Source organism: Actinomadura sp. WMMB 499 (assembly GCF_008824145.1).
Taxonomy (GTDB): domain Bacteria; phylum Actinomycetota; class Actinomycetes; order Streptosporangiales; family Streptosporangiaceae; genus Spirillospora.
Window position 1 is genome coordinate 2,447,463 of sequence record NZ_CP044407.1, and the last position, 14,105, is coordinate 2,461,567.

Consider the following 14,105-nt stretch of genomic DNA (forward strand, 5'->3'; position numbering starts at 1 on the left):
CGTAGCTTGTGGACATGGTCGGGACGCCTCACGGTCCACGTGCCGCGTCACCGGCCTCCGCCATCGCGGGCGCCGCCCCGCGCAACGCTCGAGGAGGGCCTCATGAACGAGACGATGGACGAGCGAAACGACGGCGGCACCGGCGCACCGCTCGCGGGCGCGATCCGGCTCCCGGACGGAGCCTGGGTACGAGGCCGCGGCCTGCGCAACCCGGCGCCGCCGGGCCCCGACCCAGTGTTCGGCCTGTACCTCGGCACAGCGAAACTCCGCGGACGCCACGAGGCAGAACTGCGCTGGGAGCACGCGTGGGTCGAGTGGCCCGACTTCCTCCTCCCCCGCGACCGCGACCAAGCCGTCCAGCAGATCCGCGACCTGCACGAACGGGCCGGATCGGGGGCGGCGGTGGAGGTCGCCTGCGGGGGCGGCGTCGGGCGCACCGGGACGGTCATCGCCTGCCTGGCCGTCCTGGCGGGCATCGACCCGGCGGACGCCGTCACCTGGGCACGCGAGCACCACCACAAGCGGGCCGTCGAGACCCCCTGGCAGCGCCGCTGGGTCCGCGCCTTTCCGGCCGGACCCTCTTGATCTCGCTCACGAGATGTCCGGGTCCGGCGGGTGGGGGGCTCGGACGAACTGTTCGACCGTGGTCTCGACCAGTCCGTCGAGGAGTTCCGGCCGGACGATGTTGCCGTTGATGAGCGAAGCGAGGCCCTGGAGCGTCGCGAACAGGACGATCCCGACCCGCTCCGGGTCTCCCGGCTGGAGCGACCCCGCCTCCTGCCCCTGCCGGATCAGCTCGGAGAGCAGTGCGAACGGGGCCCGGGCCGCCTCGACGATGCGCGTCGCGCCCGGCCGATGCTTGCTCGCGTACATCAGGTCCAGCAGCGCGGCGTTCTCGGTGGCGAAGCGGACGTAGGCCGTCATGGCGGCCCGTACGCGCGAGGGGAAGTCCGTGTCCGCGTCCGCGAGCGCGGTGCGCAGCGTGGTGTCGAGGTCGGCGAACCCGGTCTCGGCGAGCGCGTCGAGCAGTGCCTGGCGGTCCGGGAAATGGCGGCGCGGCGCGGCGTGGCTGACGCCGACCTCCCTGGCCAGGTCGCGTAGGGACAGCTGGTCCGCGCCGCGCTCCCGCAGGCTGCGCCCGGCGGCGTCGAGCAGCGCGGCCCGGAGGTTTCCGTGGTGGTAGGGCCGATCTTCGGTCACGCCTGGCATGGGGCCACGATAGCAAAGCGATGTTTGCCTTGACTACTTAGTTGTCGCTGCCTACTTTGTATCCCATGACAACATTCTCTGCATCGGACATCCCCTCCATGGCGGGCCGGACGGTCGTCGTCACCGGCGCGAACAGCGGGGTCGGCCGCGCCGCCGCCCGCGTCCTCGCGGCCAGGGATGCACGTGTCGTGCTCGCCGTGCGCGATCCCGCCAAGGGACGGGAGGCCGCCGCGACGATGACCGGGCAGGTCGAGGTCCGGCGCCTCGACCTCGCCGACCTCTCCTCGGTGCGCGAGTTCGCCGCGGACCTCACCGAGCCGGTGGACGTGCTGATCAACAACGCGGGCGTCATGATCCCGCCGTTCTCCCGGACGGCCGACGGCTTCGAGTTGCAGTTCGGCACCAACCACCTGGGGCACTTCGCTCTCACGAACCTGCTCCTGCCGCGGATCCGGGGCCGGGTCGTCACCGTGTCGTCCGTCGGCCACCGGGCGGGCTCGATCGACTTCGACGACCTCAACTGGGAGCGCAGGCGGTACCGGGCGATGCCCGCGTACGCGCAGTCCAAGCTCGCCAACCTGCTGTTCACCGCGGAACTCCAGCGACGGCTCACCGAAGCCGGCTCGCCGGTGCTCGCGACCGCCGCACACCCCGGCACGGCGGCCACGAACCTGCTGCGGACCGACCCCCGCCGCCGCGTCCGCGTCCTGGTGGAAAGGGCGGTGACCAGGGTCATCAGCCAGAGCGAGGACGACGGCGCGCTGCCGACGCTGTACGCCGCCGTGGCGGACGTGCCGGGCAACGGCTACGCGGGCCCGGACGGTTTCCTCGAGCAGCGGGGCGCGCCGACGCTGGTCGGCCGCTCGAGGAGAGCACGCGACACCGAGGTGGCGCGCCGCCTGTGGGACGTCTCCGAGAAGCTGACGGGCGTCGCCTTTCCGCTGCACTCTCGCGAAGCCGCTTGAGGCTTGATCAGGCCACCGAGAACGGGGTCGACTTCGACCGTTGCCGGGTCCAACCGGCGTCGCCGCGGGCGATCACCCTCCGGAATCGCGACGGGGCCGCGCCGGTTGGACCGGGTATGAAGAAGATCGGCTTTCTCTCGTTCGGTCATTGGACGCCCGCCCCGGGGTCGCGGACCCGGTCGGCCGCGGACGCGCTGTCGCAGTCGATCGATCTCGCGGTGGCCGCGGAGGAGCTCGGCGCCGACGGCGCCTACTTCCGGGTGCACCACTTCGCCCGGCAACTGGGGTCGCCGTTCCCGCTGCTGGCCGCGATCGGGGCGCGGACCTCGCGGATCGAGATCGGCACCGGCGTGATCGACATGCGGTACGAGAACCCGATGTACTTCGCCGAGGACGCCGGGGCCGCCGACCTCATCTCCGGCGGACGGCTGCAGCTCGGCATCAGCCGCGGATCGCCCGAGCAGGTGATCGAGGGATGGCGGTACTTCGGGTACGAGCCGTCCGGGGGCGAGAGCGACGCCGACATGGCGCGCAAGCACACCGAGGTCCTGCTCACGGTGCTGCGCGGTGAGGGGTTCGCCGAACCGAACCCGCGGCCGATGTTCCCCAACCCGCCCGGCCTCCTGCGTATCGAACCGTACTCGGAGGGGCTGCGCGAACGCGTCTGGTGGGGCTCCGGCTCCAACGCCACCGCCGAGTGGGCCGCCCGGCTCGGCATGAACCTGCAGAGCTCCACCCTCAAGGACGACGAGACCGGCGAGCCTCTGCACGTCCAGCAACGCAAGCAGATCGAGGCGTACCGGCGCGTATGGCGGGAGGCCGGGCACGGGCGCGAGCCGCGCGTGTCGGTCAGCCGCAGCATCTTCGCGCTGACCAGCGACATGGACCGCGCCTACTTCGGCCGCGACACCGGCTCCACCGACCAGATCGGGATGATCGACGAGAACACCCGGGCGATCTTCGGACGTTCGTACGCGGCCGAGCCGGACGTGCTGGTCGAGCAGCTCGCCGCCGACGAGGCCGTCCAGGCCGCCGACACGCTTCTGCTCACCGTCCCCAACCAGCTCGGCGTGGACTACAACGCGCACGTCCTGGAGAACATCCTCACCCACGTGGCTCCGGACCTCGGCTGGCGCTGAGCCCCCGCAACTCCCGAGCGGCCGGGTCAGTTCTGCGGGAGGGGCGGAAGGTCCTTGTGGACGACCGTGAAGCCGCCTCGGGTGACGGGTCCGAACGGGGCGGGGGCCATCCCCTTACCGGTCTGGGGATTCTCGATCCATTCGCCGTTCTCGTCCTGGATCAAGTTCATGAACTCCCATCCGTACCCGACGCGGTCGCGCGTGCGACCGGGCCTGTCCTTGCCGCCGTCGTAGACGCTGAACCCGAGCCGCCGCCCGACCCAGTGCTCAGGGCCGCCCTCGCTCACGCGATCGATGACGGCGGTCAGGGCGGCGTAGCCCGGCGCGGTCGTCAGGGAGTCGACGCGCCCCGAGGATGTGATCGGCCCGTTCACGGCGGGCGAGTAGTGCGAGATCCGGACCGTGCCGGTCGCGTCGCTCGGCGATCCGGGGAAGTCTCCCTCGGCACTCGCGTACGGGGTCGCGCGGGCATCGAACGCGAACGCGCGGACGTCCTGGTCGTGGTGGTACGTCCGGCGCATCTCTCCCCATCCGGCCACGCTCGCGACCTGCGATTCCTTCCTCTCCGGACGGGCGGACGCGGCGGGGGCGGCGGCCGCGATCACGGTGAGGGCGGTGGCGGCCACGGCCAGGGTGGCGATGTTGCGCTGGATCGGCATGCTTCCTCCGGGTCTGGTCGATCTCCGTCGAGACTGCCGCCTCGCCCCGCGCGCCGCCTCACCCGTGCGGGCGGCACGCCTCCCCCGCGCGGGCGAACCGGTCAGGGGCCGTGGACGAGCGATGTCCGGGCCCGAACCGTCCGAGAGCCCGCCGAACCCGCGCGCGGCGCTCCGCTGCGCGGCACTCGGCAAGCCCCGCACCGCCCTCTGTACGGAAAAACGTAGATCTTGGACCAGTGGAATCTCCTGCAACTGGACCACTTCTACGTAATTACGTTATTCTGGAGCCATGGAGGACGGACTGGAGGAGCGGCTCGCGCGGCTGGAGCGGCGCGTCGAACGCCTGGAGGGCGACGACGAGGCGGCCCCGGCGTCCGAGCAGCCCGGCGGCGACGTCTTCTGGGCGCTGAACGAGCTGAAAGTGCGGTTCGCCGAACCGGGCGCGGTGATGTTCACCGGCACCGTCGACCTGCCCACCGGCGAGCACTACGACTGGCAGGAGGGCCGGACGGCCGACGACCTGCTGGACACCGACTGGGGCGAGCTGGCGCCCGCCCTGTCCGCCCTGAGCCATCCCGTCCGGCTCCTCCTGCTGCAGGAGATCCTGCACGGCGCGCGGACGACGTCCGAGCTGGCGGGACACGAGCGGCTCGGCACCACCGGGCAGCTCTACCACCATCTGCGCGCGCTCGTCACCGCCGGGTGGCTGCGCGCGGGGGCGCGCGGGCACTACGCGGTGCCGGGCGAGCGCGTCGTCCCGCTACTGACCGTCCTCGCCGCCGTGCGCAGGTAAGGAGGAGCAAGGTGAACGGCAAGTTCGTGACGCAGCTGAGCAGGTACCAGCTGCCACTGATTCTGGCGGGCATGGCCCTGACCTTCACCGAGTCGTTGCACGGCGCGGCGTGGCTCGGTTTGACCGGGATGGTGCTGGTCATCGCCGGGCTGCTGGTCTTCGCGGCCGGATTCCTGATCAAGCCGGGCGAGCCGGCCCGCGCGCCCGTCCGGCTGGGGGCGCCCGTCCGGGGGCGCTGGGTGCCGGTGAACAGCCCGTCCGACAAGGTGCCGAGCCACGGGACGCACGAGCTGGGCCAGGCGTACGCCATCGACCTCGTGCACCAGCCCGACGAGAAGGCCGCCTGGGCGGCGCTGCACGCGTGGCCGCCGATGCGCCGCCCGTCCGCGTTCGCCGCGTTCGGCGAGCCCGTGCTGGCCCCGGCGGACGGCGTGGTCGTCTCGGTCGGGCGGTGGCAGCGCGACCACTGGAGCCGCAACTCCTGGATCGCGTTCCCCTACCTGATGGTGGAGGGCATCGCGCGAGGGATCCTGTCGATGCTGACGCTGTCCAGCGGACGGTTCGTCCTCGGCAACCACGTGATCCTCGACCTCGGGGACGGCGTGTACGGGGTGTTCGCGCACCTCAAGCGGGGGACGGTACGGGTCCGGCGCGGCGACCGCGTGACGGCCGGGCAGGTTCTGGGCGACTGCGGCAACTCGGGCAACTCGTCCGAACCGCACCTGCACTTCCACCTGATGGACCGCCGCAGGCCCGCCATGGCCTCCGGGCTCCCGTTCACGTTCGCCTACGAGTCCGGCGGGGCCGAACACGAGGGCGTCCCCGGCGGCCGGCGCCCGTTCACCGTCTCCGAGGACCTCGCGAAGGTCCCCTGACCGCCCCGAACGCGCAGCGCCCGGCCCCGTTCGTGGATGGACCGGGCCGGGCGCCGCGGGGGGGCACGTCCACGGCGGCCTGCCGGCGCCGCAGAGAGGCCGGGCGAGTGGAGGGTCCGGGTGGGCCGCCACGGATTCCGGCCCACCCGGACCCCGGGTGCGAGCGGGGGCGGGTCGGATCGCCCCTCCGCTCACACGCTCGGGAGGGTCACTCGGTCCCGGGGATCTCCGGGAGCCCCTCGGTGTTGTCCCAGACGGCACAGGTGTGCTCGGTGTAGTACCGGGCGTCGGACACGTTCGTCACACCGTCGGCGTGGAGGTTCTGCACCCTGCCGATGACGGGACGGTACGCGGGCCACCGCGGCAGTCCGGGACCGTTCGGGTCGCCGGTGGCGGCGAACCTGCTCCAGTAGCCGACCATGGTCGCGGCCAGCTCCTGCTGCGCGGGGTTCAGGGTGATCGGGCGGGCCGGGAAGTCGAACAGCAGCGGCAGCTCGGCCCCGTGGTAGGCGCCGAGTTCGAGTTCGGGCGGGGTCGCGTAGACGCTCGGGACGTTCGGCTCGGTGAACTCGTACATGTGGACCGGGACGCCGTCCTCCAGGACCTTCGCGTCGCGGCGGGCCGGGCAGGAGAACGCGGCGTTCGTCAGCGCCCGGACGATCGCCGAGTCCGGGCCGCCCTCGACGTCGGTGGACGTGAGCAGGGTGCTCGCCTCGTGCTTGGTCGTGCCGATCAGCATCGGGACCTTCGCGTACTCGCCGGCCGGGAAGGCGTCGGCGGCGGCCTTCGGCAGCACCGGCGTGCCCGTGGTCGGCGCCAGGCTGAGCGACAGGTCCGACTCGCCCTCCGCCGGGACGGTCGCGTCGAGCAGCTCGCCGGCGCCCTTGCCCCGCAGGCACTCGGCGGTGGTGCAGCCGACCTCCTGCGCGAGTTCGGTGCCCGCGGTCTCGGCGTCCGGGAGGGCGCGCGCGACCAGCTGGCAGGGGCCGCTCTGCATCACCGCGCGGTGGAACAGGCCCCGCGACGACGGCGACAGCACGTGCGAGCAGACGCTGCCGCTGCCCGCCGACTGGCCCGAGATGGTCACGTTGCCCGGGTTCCCGCCGAACGCGGCGGCGTTCGCCTGCACCCAGCGCAGCGCGGCCTGCTGGTCCATGATCCCGTAGTTGCCGGACTTGGCGGCGTCCTCGCCGGACAGCTCCGGGGTCGCGAGGAACCCGAACACGCCCAGCCGGTAGTTGACCGACACGACGACGTTCCCGGCGGCGGCGAGCCGCTGCGCGTCGTAGGTGGAGCCCGACCCGTACGCGAACGCGCCGCCGTGGAACCACACGATCACCGGGAGGTTCCCGGACGCCTGGGCGGGCGCGTAAACGTCCAGGTAGAGGCAGTCCTCGTTGGTGACCTGGTCGCGTCCCATGAACGGCGAGGCGTTCTGCGCGCAGGCGCCGCCGTGCTCGACCGCGGGACGGACGCCGTTCCACGCCGCGGCGGGCTGCGGCGGCTTCCAGCGCGCCGGCCCGACGGGCGGCGCCGCGAACGGGATGCCGCGGAACACCCGGCCGAGGTCGGTGGCGACGCCCTCGACCTGCCCCTTGTCCGTGGTCACGACGGGCCCGCCCTCCGCCGCGGCCTGCGTCGCCGGCGCCGCGAGCACCGCGGCGGCGACGGCGCAGGCGGCCGCGACGCGGAGTACGCGTCGAATCATTGCTTCCTCCCTGTGTCTGGGAGGCGAAGACTGCCGTCCGGCCGTACGGACGAGTATGCGTTCGCCGCGCAATCGGCCGCCCTCATCCACGAACCCAGGTGAGTGGCGACGTCCCGTTTGCGATGCAATGACCGGGAGTCGTACGGTACGCGGACATCGGCGTGTAGCTCAGTCAGGAGAGCACCGGGCTGAAGACCCGGAGGGCGCGGGGGCGGAACCTGCCACGTCGGCCAGGCTTATTCGGTTGCCGCCGAAATATCGGCGTACGTACCGTTTGCCGTTATCGGCGTGTAGCTCAGTCAGGAGAGCACCGGGCTCAGGACCCGGAGGGCGCGGGGGCGGAACCCGCCACGCCGGCTATGAACGAGGTGCAGGCGAACCCGGGCTACGCCGCCGGGCAGATGGCCAGGGCGTTCACGACGGCGATGTCGCACGAGGACGCCGCAACGCGCCGCCGCGCGGAGGAGCGGCTGGCGCGCTGGCGGCGCGTCTACGACGCGATGGGCGACGGCTCCCTGGACGTGGGGTCGCGGACGCCCGTCGCCGGGCTCCCCGCGTGGGTGACGCTCGAGGTCGTGCGCGGCGGGTTCGCGACGGGCGCGGCCGCGGCCGGCGGCGACCTGCTCGACTTCGAGGCGGACGCGGCGCGGCGGGCGCGGATCCCCGCCCGGCGCGCCGCGCTGTTCCGGCGGGCGCTCACCGAGGACGGCCTCCGCGAGCTGGGAGAACGCCTCGACGACGGCCGCTACGAGATCGTCCTGCCGGAGGAGTCGGCGCTGCTCGTCGTCGCGTGGCTGCTGCGGGCGGGCGACCGGGCGGGCGCGCTGGAAGTGCTGGAGGAGATCGGCCCGTTCGCCGACCGGCTGCGGTTCCTCCCCCGGCCCGGCGCGCAGCCCGCGGACGCCTCGCTCGTCCACCGCGAGCCGGTCGGGGAGATCCGGGCGCGGCTCGGGGAACGCCGCCCCAACGCGGCCGTCGAGACGATGAACGAGGCGCTCGCGGTGTGGAACCCGTTCGCCGACGAGCTGCTGGAGCACTGGCTGGAAACGGTCCGGGACGGACGGGTGCCCGCCGTGGAACCGGCCGGCTGGCGCGAGCGCGGCACCGCCCTGCTCGTCCGGTACGAGCGGCTCGCGGCCGAGCACACCCGCTGCACGAAGCATCGCAGGCCCAAGGAGAACGCGGCGATCCTGCGGACGTCGCTGGCGGACGTCCTCGCGGGCCGCGAGCCGTCGCGGCTGCTGCGGCACGCGATCGACTCGATGGTCGCCCGGCGCGGGACGCCCGGATCGGCAGAGCACGCGGCGCTGCGCGAGCGGCAGGCGGCGGACGCGACGCGCCCCTCCTACCACGCGATCGCCCAGGTCGTCCTCGCGCGGCTGGCGGACGAACCGCACGACGCGGGCATCACGACGGTCGAACCGTTCGTCCGTCCGGTGACCGAGGACGAGGCGCGCCGCACGGGCGTCGCGGCGGGCACGCCGGTGCCCGGATGGCTGCGGGACACGGTCGGGACCGCGCTCGAGGCCCCGGTGGCGACGCTGGTCGAGCGCGGGATCGTCCCGTCGGCGGAGGTGCTGGCGACGCTGGTGCCGCAACTGACCGCGGCGGCGACGTCGGAGGCGTACGCGGACCCGGCGCTGCAGCGGGTGATGGCCGCGACGTACCGGGCGTTCCGGAACCGGCGGTCGCTGCTGCTGACGAACCTGGAGAGCCAGGTCCGGCTGCACGAGCTGCCGTGGGTGCGGGCGGCCGAACGCCACCGGGACGCGGGCGCCACGACACCGCGGGTGCGCGGCGTCCTGGGGCAGGTCGCCGAGCTGGCACTGCAGGGCTTCCCGGGGACGATCCTGCCGAACCCGCTGGTAGCGGAGCTCCGCACCCTCGCCGAACGCTCGGGCCTGGACGTCCCGTTCGTGGAGGAGATCGCCGCGGACATCTTCATGGGACGCTTCTCCGGCAAGTTCGCGCGGGCCGCGAAGCTCGCCGGGGAACTCCTCGACGGCACCCTCTACGCGCGCTACTACGGCATCGACTACCGCGCCCTGGACGCGCAGCGGTTCGGCGACCTGTGCAAGGCCCGCTCCGGCGTGACCGGCCGCCCGTGGACGGCCGCGAACGGGATGATCATCGAGCAGGCGCAGATCCTGACGACGCACAACCTGGCGCTCCTCGTGCATCCGGCCGGGGCGGACCCGCTGGACGGCTGGGACGGTCTCGCGCGCCGCGCGTTCGGCACCGCCTGCCGGCTCGTCCGCAAGGTCCACGGCAACCCGCGCCCGCTCGGGACGATCAAGGACGCGGCGTACGCGTGGCGGCAGGCGGTCTTCTTCCTGGCGCTGTGCGGGCCGAAGGAGCAGATCGCGGTGGTCGCCTGGATGCAGGACGAACTCGACCGCCAGCCCCCGGGCGTCGTCCGCCGCCTCGACCCGGTGCTCGCGGGCCTGCGGCACGTCCTGGTCGGCGGGAGCCTCGACGACGGTCCGGCCCCGCCCGGCGTCCGGCGCCTGCTCGGCTGGTCGGCCGGCGGCCACTGGATGCGCGACGCCTGATCCGGCCCCGCCCTGGGCGGTACCTCCGGGCATCCACCCGGGAATGCGCGCCGCGGCGGCCCGCAGCCGACCGAACGCCGGCGCCATCGTGCTCGCCGGGGCCGCCGACTTCGGGTTCGACCGCCGATCGGCCCGCTTGCGAGAATGGCGGGCGTGACGCTCGCCGACATAGACCTGAATTCCGGCCGTCGCATCAGGCTGACCAGGTTGAAGATCTTCACCACCTACGAGGGGCTGCTGGAAGGCCACCCGACCGTGGAGATGAACAACGGCATCGTGGCTGCGGCGGTCCAGGACTACGCGCGGCGGCACGACCGTTCGGGACCGCGACTCCATCTCATCCGGCCGCCGCGAACACCGGTTCCGGAAAGGCGCCCGGGGCCGTTCGGCCCGAGGGAACTGCTCCCCAGGATGTACTGCGAAGGGCACTTCCACTCGCTGCGCATCGACGAGACTCTCGACGAGGTTTTCTACCGGTCGCGGCTGACCGTGATCTGGTTCCTGGACGACATCTCCGGTCCGCCCGCCCAGTTCGTGACGGCGGCGGTGGCCGACGTCCCGTGGGAGGACGTCGCGCTCGACTACGAGATCTGACCGCGCCGGCCGCCCGACGCACGGGAGGCCGTCCGGAAGCCCCGCTTTGTCGGACCCCGCTGGAAGTGTGGATCACGGCTGAACGGTTCGTGTTCCACCGGCGGGAGGTCGTGGTTTGGGCGTGTGGGAACGGTCGAGTTCGGTGCGGGTGGTGCCGCCCGTCCGGCCGCGGAAACTGGCGAAGGTGCCGTTCGTCGAGCTCGCGGACGGACGGCTGCAGGGCGTGGTGTCCAGCGGATCGGACGTCGCGCGCGTGTACGTCTCGTCGATCACCGCGGGGACGCACGGGCTGAACTGCAGCACCAACAACAACCGGCCGTGCGGCGGGCTGCGCGGTTCGTATCCCTGCAAACATCTGCAGTCGCTCGTCGCCGAGGCCGTCCTGCAGTACGGGCGGGAGCGGGTCGAGCGATACCTGAAGGTCGACGCCGGCGAGGACGGCGACCTGGTCGGCGCGCTGAACGGGCACAAGGACCCGGCGCCCGCGGCGGTCGTGTTCAGCCGGTTCCTGCGGCACCTCGCGTACCTGGAGGCGGACGCGTCGCCGGAGCCGCTGCCGGAGATGCACTGGTTCGCGGGAGGGGCGCACTGATGCGGGTGGCGGAACTGACCGGCGGGGCGCCCGCCGGGGTCGGCGCGGCGCTCGACCTGGTCGACGGCTTCGACACGGCGCTGACCGGCGGGTTCGGCCGGCTCGGTGCGGAGGGGACGGCGGCGCTGGCCGCGCTGGCCGGAGCGCTCGCCGGGTCCCCGCTGGGCGGTCCGGCGGCCGAGGCGGCGGAGAAGATCGCCGCCGGGGCCGTCGCGGAGGCGCACCTGCTGACGCTGGCCGGGGCGCGGACGGCGCTGCTCGGCTCGGTGCACGACGCGCTGCTCTCGCGGCTGGACGGGGCGCTCGGCCGCACCCGCGCGGAATGCCCGGCCGCCGGCGGTGACGACGTCGCCGCGAACCTGCTCGCCGGGTGCCGGTCCTGGCTGGCCGAACTGGCGATCGCGGGCTGGCGCGGCGTCGACCACGATCTGGTGTCGGCGTCCGACCGGTTCGTCGAGGGCCTGCTCAAGGAGCCTCGGCTGCGCGGCGCGGCCGTCCTGCTGGACGGGCTCGCGGCCGAACTGCGGGCGTCGTCGCCGGTCGCGACGATGGAGAGCGTCCCCGAACGCCGCTGGGCCGACCTGTGGGCGCGCGGCATGCTGCTGACCCGGACGGCCGCGCCGCCCACGACCGCCAAACCGGTGTCGGGACGGTTGCTGGTGCTGGGCGTGGACGTGCACGAACACGCCACGTCCGTCCAGGTGCAGGCCCACGGGGTGCTGGAGGTCGACGGCGGCGGGACGCGGCTGGTGCGGACGGCCGTCGCGGCGCCGAAGGTCGACACCATCACCGGCCCCCCGATGTGGCGGCTCCTGGACGCCCACCCGACGCTGCTGAAGGCCCTCGCGGAACGTCGCGGGCTGACCGTCAAGGACATGGCGCTACGGCCGGGCGGCGACCTCATCTGGGACGACGGCAAAGCGCGCGCGGGCAAGGAGGCCGACCCGTTCGCGGTGGCACGGGTGCAGCTCGCGGAGGCGGTCGCGGCGGAGGCACCGCCGCTGGACCGGCACCCGGTGCGCATCGCCGAACCGGTGTTCCTGGAGGGGTACACGGTGAACGGGACCGCCCTCGAACTGGACGGACACGCCTTCGACATCGACCTCGAGCGACTCCCCGCGTGCGGCCCGGTCACCCCCGAACTCGTGCGGGCCTCGACGTCCTGCGTCGCGCTCGTCCGGTGGGACGCCGGGACGTGGCGGGTGCAGCCGCTCGCCGTGCGGGCGACGGTGCGGAAGAAGCCCGTCGAAGCCTGCACGGGCGACTGGGCGCTCGGCCCGACCGACCCGAAGGTGCTCAAGGCGACGTCCCGGACCGGCGACGCCGTCGGGGTGCTCCGCGAGCGGGCGGGACGGTTGCTGCGGAAATGAGCGAGATCGAGGAGAAGCGGCGGCAGGTTCTGTACTGGCGCCTGATGGCCCGCCTGTTCGAGCCCGAGGAGCAGCCCGCGCTGGAGTCGTCGAGCGTCGCGATCGTGAACGACCTCGGCCTCCCGCCCGCACTGCTCGACCCGGGCATATCGGTCGACAACCTCGTCCAGCGATTCCCGGACCTCGCCCCCGAGTTCCGGGCCCTCGCCGACCTCACCGAACCCCCCTCCCCCGAGGCCCCGTCCGCCGTCGCCACGCACACCAGCACGGCGGCGGCCGGCACCGACACGTCCACCACCGCGCCGACACAGGCGAGCGGACGCACGGACAGCGAGACCGACAGCGACACCTCCGGCAGCACACCGACGCGCACGCCAACGGCCGAGGGGGAAGAACGCACGACCGACGAACCCGGCACCGACACGTCCACCAGCGCGCCGACACAGGCGAGCGGACGCACGGACGGCGAGACCGACGGCGAGACGTCCGGCGGCACACCGACGCGCACGGCCGCGGCTCTCGCGGACGGACGGGTGGGCGCCGGTGCGGGTGACGGGGCGGCGGGCGCGGCGTTCGGGGCGGAGGTCGGCGAGGAGCAGGTCCGGCGGGCGGCGCTCATGTCGAAGCTGCTGCTGAACGTGTTTTCGTCCGGGTCCGGGCCGGTGTCGGCGACGGGGCTCGCCGACTGGCAGCAGGACGCCGCGTGGCTGAAGTGCGCGCTCGGGGACGAGGGCGGCCGGGAGATCGCCGGGACGCTGTCGGAGCTGGAGGGCGACCTCGTCCGGCGGATGGCGCTGCGCGAGGTGCTGGCCGACTCGCGGCTGGCGGGGCGGCTGTCGCCGAGCATGTCGCTGATCGAGCAGCTGCTGCGCGACAAGGCGAACCTGTCGGGGGTCGCGCTGGCGAACGCGAAGGCGCTGATCCGGCGGTTCGTCGACGAGGTCGCCGAGGTGCTGCGGACGCAGGTGCAGCAGACGAGCACGGGTGTCATCGACCGGTCGGTGCCGCCGAAGCGGGTGTTCCGGAACCTCGACATCGATCGGACGATCTGGAAGAACCTGCCGAACTGGAGCCCCGAGGACGAGCGGCTCTACGTCGACAAGCTGTTCTACAAGCGCACGGCCAAGCGGACGACGCCCGCGAAGATGATCGTGGTGGTGGACCAGTCGGGGTCGATGGTCGACGCGATGGTGAACTGCACGATCCTGGCGTCGATCTTCGCGGGACTGCCGAAGGTGGACGTCCACCTGGTGGCCTACGACACGCGGGCGCTGGACCTGACGCCGTGGGTGCACGACCCGTTCGAGGTGCTGCTGCGCACGCGGCTGGGCGGCGGGACGGACGGGCGCGCGGCGCTGGAGCTGGCGCGTCCGAAGATCACCGACCCGCGCAACACGGTCGTGGTGTGGATCTCCGACTTCTACGAGTGGGCGGGCGAGGCGATCTTCGCCCAGTTCGAGGCGGTGCACCGGTCGGGGGCGAAGTTCATCCCGGTCGGGTCGGTGAACAGCTCCGGGAGCGCGGTGGTGAACCCGTGGTTCCGGGAGCGGTTCAAGGGGCTCGGCACCCCGGTGATCTCCGGCCGGATCACCAAGCTCGTGGCCGAACTGAAGAACTTCCTGGCCTAGCCCCAAGCACACGGACGTCCA

The 14,105-nt window shown here is 73.1% G+C and carries 13 protein-coding genes and 2 tRNA genes; 12 read left to right on the forward strand and 3 right to left on the reverse strand.

Annotation, left to right across the window (positions count from 1 at the left end):
* The first annotated feature begins 102 nt into the window (after window positions 1–102).
* On the forward strand, window positions 103–585 hold the full coding sequence (locus tag F7P10_RS10495) for a protein-tyrosine phosphatase family protein (RefSeq protein WP_254716537.1): 483 nt from the start codon (window positions 103–105) through the stop codon (window positions 583–585).
* A 6-nt stretch (window positions 586–591) separates the two neighbouring features.
* Here F7P10_RS10495 and F7P10_RS10500 read toward each other — a convergent pair whose 3' ends face one another.
* Complete coding sequence (locus F7P10_RS10500) at window positions 592–1,209, reverse strand: TetR/AcrR family transcriptional regulator (RefSeq protein WP_151009171.1); 618 nt, start codon at window positions 1,207–1,209, stop codon at window positions 592–594.
* Window positions 1,210–1,274: 65 nt separating this feature from the next.
* Here F7P10_RS10500 and F7P10_RS10505 point away from each other — a divergent pair, with 65 nt between their 5' ends.
* Together F7P10_RS10505 and F7P10_RS10510 are read left to right on the forward strand one after the other, a co-directional pair.
* Window positions 1,275–2,174, forward strand: a complete 900-nt coding sequence (locus F7P10_RS10505; protein ID WP_151009172.1) for an oxidoreductase — start codon at window positions 1,275–1,277, stop codon at window positions 2,172–2,174.
* A gap of 116 nt (window positions 2,175–2,290) precedes the next feature.
* Window positions 2,291–3,313: an LLM class flavin-dependent oxidoreductase gene (locus tag F7P10_RS10510; RefSeq protein WP_151009173.1), complete on the forward strand. Its 1,023-nt coding sequence runs from the start codon at window positions 2,291–2,293 to the stop codon at window positions 3,311–3,313.
* A 26-nt stretch (window positions 3,314–3,339) separates the two neighbouring features.
* Here the strand turns inward: F7P10_RS10510 and F7P10_RS10515 are convergent, their stop codons facing one another.
* Window positions 3,340–3,972, reverse strand: a complete 633-nt coding sequence (locus F7P10_RS10515; protein ID WP_218040451.1) for a hypothetical protein — start codon at window positions 3,970–3,972, stop codon at window positions 3,340–3,342.
* A gap of 289 nt (window positions 3,973–4,261) precedes the next feature.
* On the opposite strand from F7P10_RS10515, the gene F7P10_RS10520 reads away from it, so the two are divergent.
* The gene (locus F7P10_RS10520; RefSeq protein WP_151009174.1) at window positions 4,262–4,765 is read left to right on the forward strand and encodes a helix-turn-helix transcriptional regulator; all 504 of its coding nucleotides are present in this window, start codon (window positions 4,262–4,264) and stop codon (window positions 4,763–4,765) included.
* 11 nt (window positions 4,766–4,776) lie between these two features.
* Window positions 4,777–5,640: a M23 family metallopeptidase gene (locus tag F7P10_RS10525; RefSeq protein ID WP_151009175.1), complete on the forward strand. Its 864-nt coding sequence runs from the start codon at window positions 4,777–4,779 to the stop codon at window positions 5,638–5,640.
* 208 nt (window positions 5,641–5,848) lie between these two features.
* On the opposite strand, the gene F7P10_RS10530 is transcribed toward F7P10_RS10525, so the two are convergent.
* Window positions 5,849–7,348 (reverse strand): carboxylesterase/lipase family protein, encoded by a 1,500-nt coding sequence (locus tag F7P10_RS10530; RefSeq protein WP_151009176.1) that lies wholly within the window; start codon window positions 7,346–7,348, stop codon window positions 5,849–5,851.
* A 157-nt stretch (window positions 7,349–7,505) separates the two neighbouring features.
* Between F7P10_RS10530 and F7P10_RS10535 the strand changes: the two genes are divergently transcribed.
* The 7 genes from F7P10_RS10535 (at window position 7,506) to F7P10_RS44185 (ending at window position 14,084) form a co-directional block, all read left to right on the forward strand.
* Window positions 7,506–7,581, forward strand: a tRNA-Phe gene (locus F7P10_RS10535).
* A 51-nt stretch (window positions 7,582–7,632) separates the two neighbouring features.
* Window positions 7,633–7,705: transfer RNA gene (locus tag F7P10_RS10540), tRNA-Leu, on the forward strand.
* A gap of 2 nt (window positions 7,706–7,707) precedes the next feature.
* The gene (locus F7P10_RS10545) at window positions 7,708–9,900 is read left to right on the forward strand and encodes a hypothetical protein (RefSeq protein WP_151009177.1); all 2,193 of its coding nucleotides are present in this window, start codon (window positions 7,708–7,710) and stop codon (window positions 9,898–9,900) included.
* A gap of 153 nt (window positions 9,901–10,053) precedes the next feature.
* Window positions 10,054–10,494, forward strand: coding sequence for a hypothetical protein (locus tag F7P10_RS10550; RefSeq protein ID WP_151009178.1), 441 nt, complete (start codon window positions 10,054–10,056; stop codon window positions 10,492–10,494).
* 121 nt (window positions 10,495–10,615) lie between these two features.
* Window positions 10,616–11,086 (forward strand): hypothetical protein, encoded by a 471-nt coding sequence (locus F7P10_RS10555; RefSeq protein ID WP_254716538.1) that lies wholly within the window; start codon window positions 10,616–10,618, stop codon window positions 11,084–11,086.
* A complete protein-coding gene (locus tag F7P10_RS10560; RefSeq protein WP_151009180.1) occupies window positions 11,086–12,456 on the forward strand; it encodes a hypothetical protein in 1,371 nt (456 codons plus the stop codon). The genes F7P10_RS10555 and F7P10_RS10560 overlap by 1 nt, the downstream gene beginning before the upstream one ends.
* Window positions 12,453–14,084 carry a VWA domain-containing protein gene (locus F7P10_RS44185; RefSeq protein WP_151009181.1) on the forward strand — a complete coding sequence of 544 codons (1,632 nt, stop codon included), beginning with the start codon at window positions 12,453–12,455 and terminating at the stop codon, window positions 14,082–14,084. Before F7P10_RS10560 ends, F7P10_RS44185 begins: the two co-directional genes overlap by 4 nt.
* The last annotated feature ends 21 nt before the right edge of the window (window positions 14,085–14,105 follow it).

Bases quoted from the DNA above. Each gene is read 5' to 3' on its own strand.
- F7P10_RS10545 (WP_151009177.1), top strand. From the start codon at position 7,708: ATGAACGAGGTGCAGGCGAACCCGGGCTACGCCGCCGGGCAGATGGCC.
- F7P10_RS10500 (WP_151009171.1), bottom strand. From the start codon at position 1,209: ATGCCAGGCGTGACCGAAGATCGGCCCTACCACCACGGAAACCTCCGG.
- F7P10_RS10505 (WP_151009172.1), top strand. From the start codon at position 1,275: ATGACAACATTCTCTGCATCGGACATCCCCTCCATGGCGGGCCGGACG.
- F7P10_RS10530 (WP_151009176.1), bottom strand. From the start codon at position 7,348: ATGATTCGACGCGTACTCCGCGTCGCGGCCGCCTGCGCCGTCGCCGCC.
- F7P10_RS10560 (WP_151009180.1), top strand. From the start codon at position 11,086: ATGCGGGTGGCGGAACTGACCGGCGGGGCGCCCGCCGGGGTCGGCGCG.
- F7P10_RS10510 (WP_151009173.1), top strand. From the start codon at position 2,291: ATGAAGAAGATCGGCTTTCTCTCGTTCGGTCATTGGACGCCCGCCCCG.
- F7P10_RS10520 (WP_151009174.1), top strand. From the start codon at position 4,262: ATGGAGGACGGACTGGAGGAGCGGCTCGCGCGGCTGGAGCGGCGCGTC.
- F7P10_RS10515 (WP_218040451.1), bottom strand. From the start codon at position 3,972: ATGCCGATCCAGCGCAACATCGCCACCCTGGCCGTGGCCGCCACCGCC.
- F7P10_RS10495 (WP_254716537.1), top strand. From the start codon at position 103: ATGAACGAGACGATGGACGAGCGAAACGACGGCGGCACCGGCGCACCG.
- F7P10_RS44185 (WP_151009181.1), top strand. From the start codon at position 12,453: ATGAGCGAGATCGAGGAGAAGCGGCGGCAGGTTCTGTACTGGCGCCTG.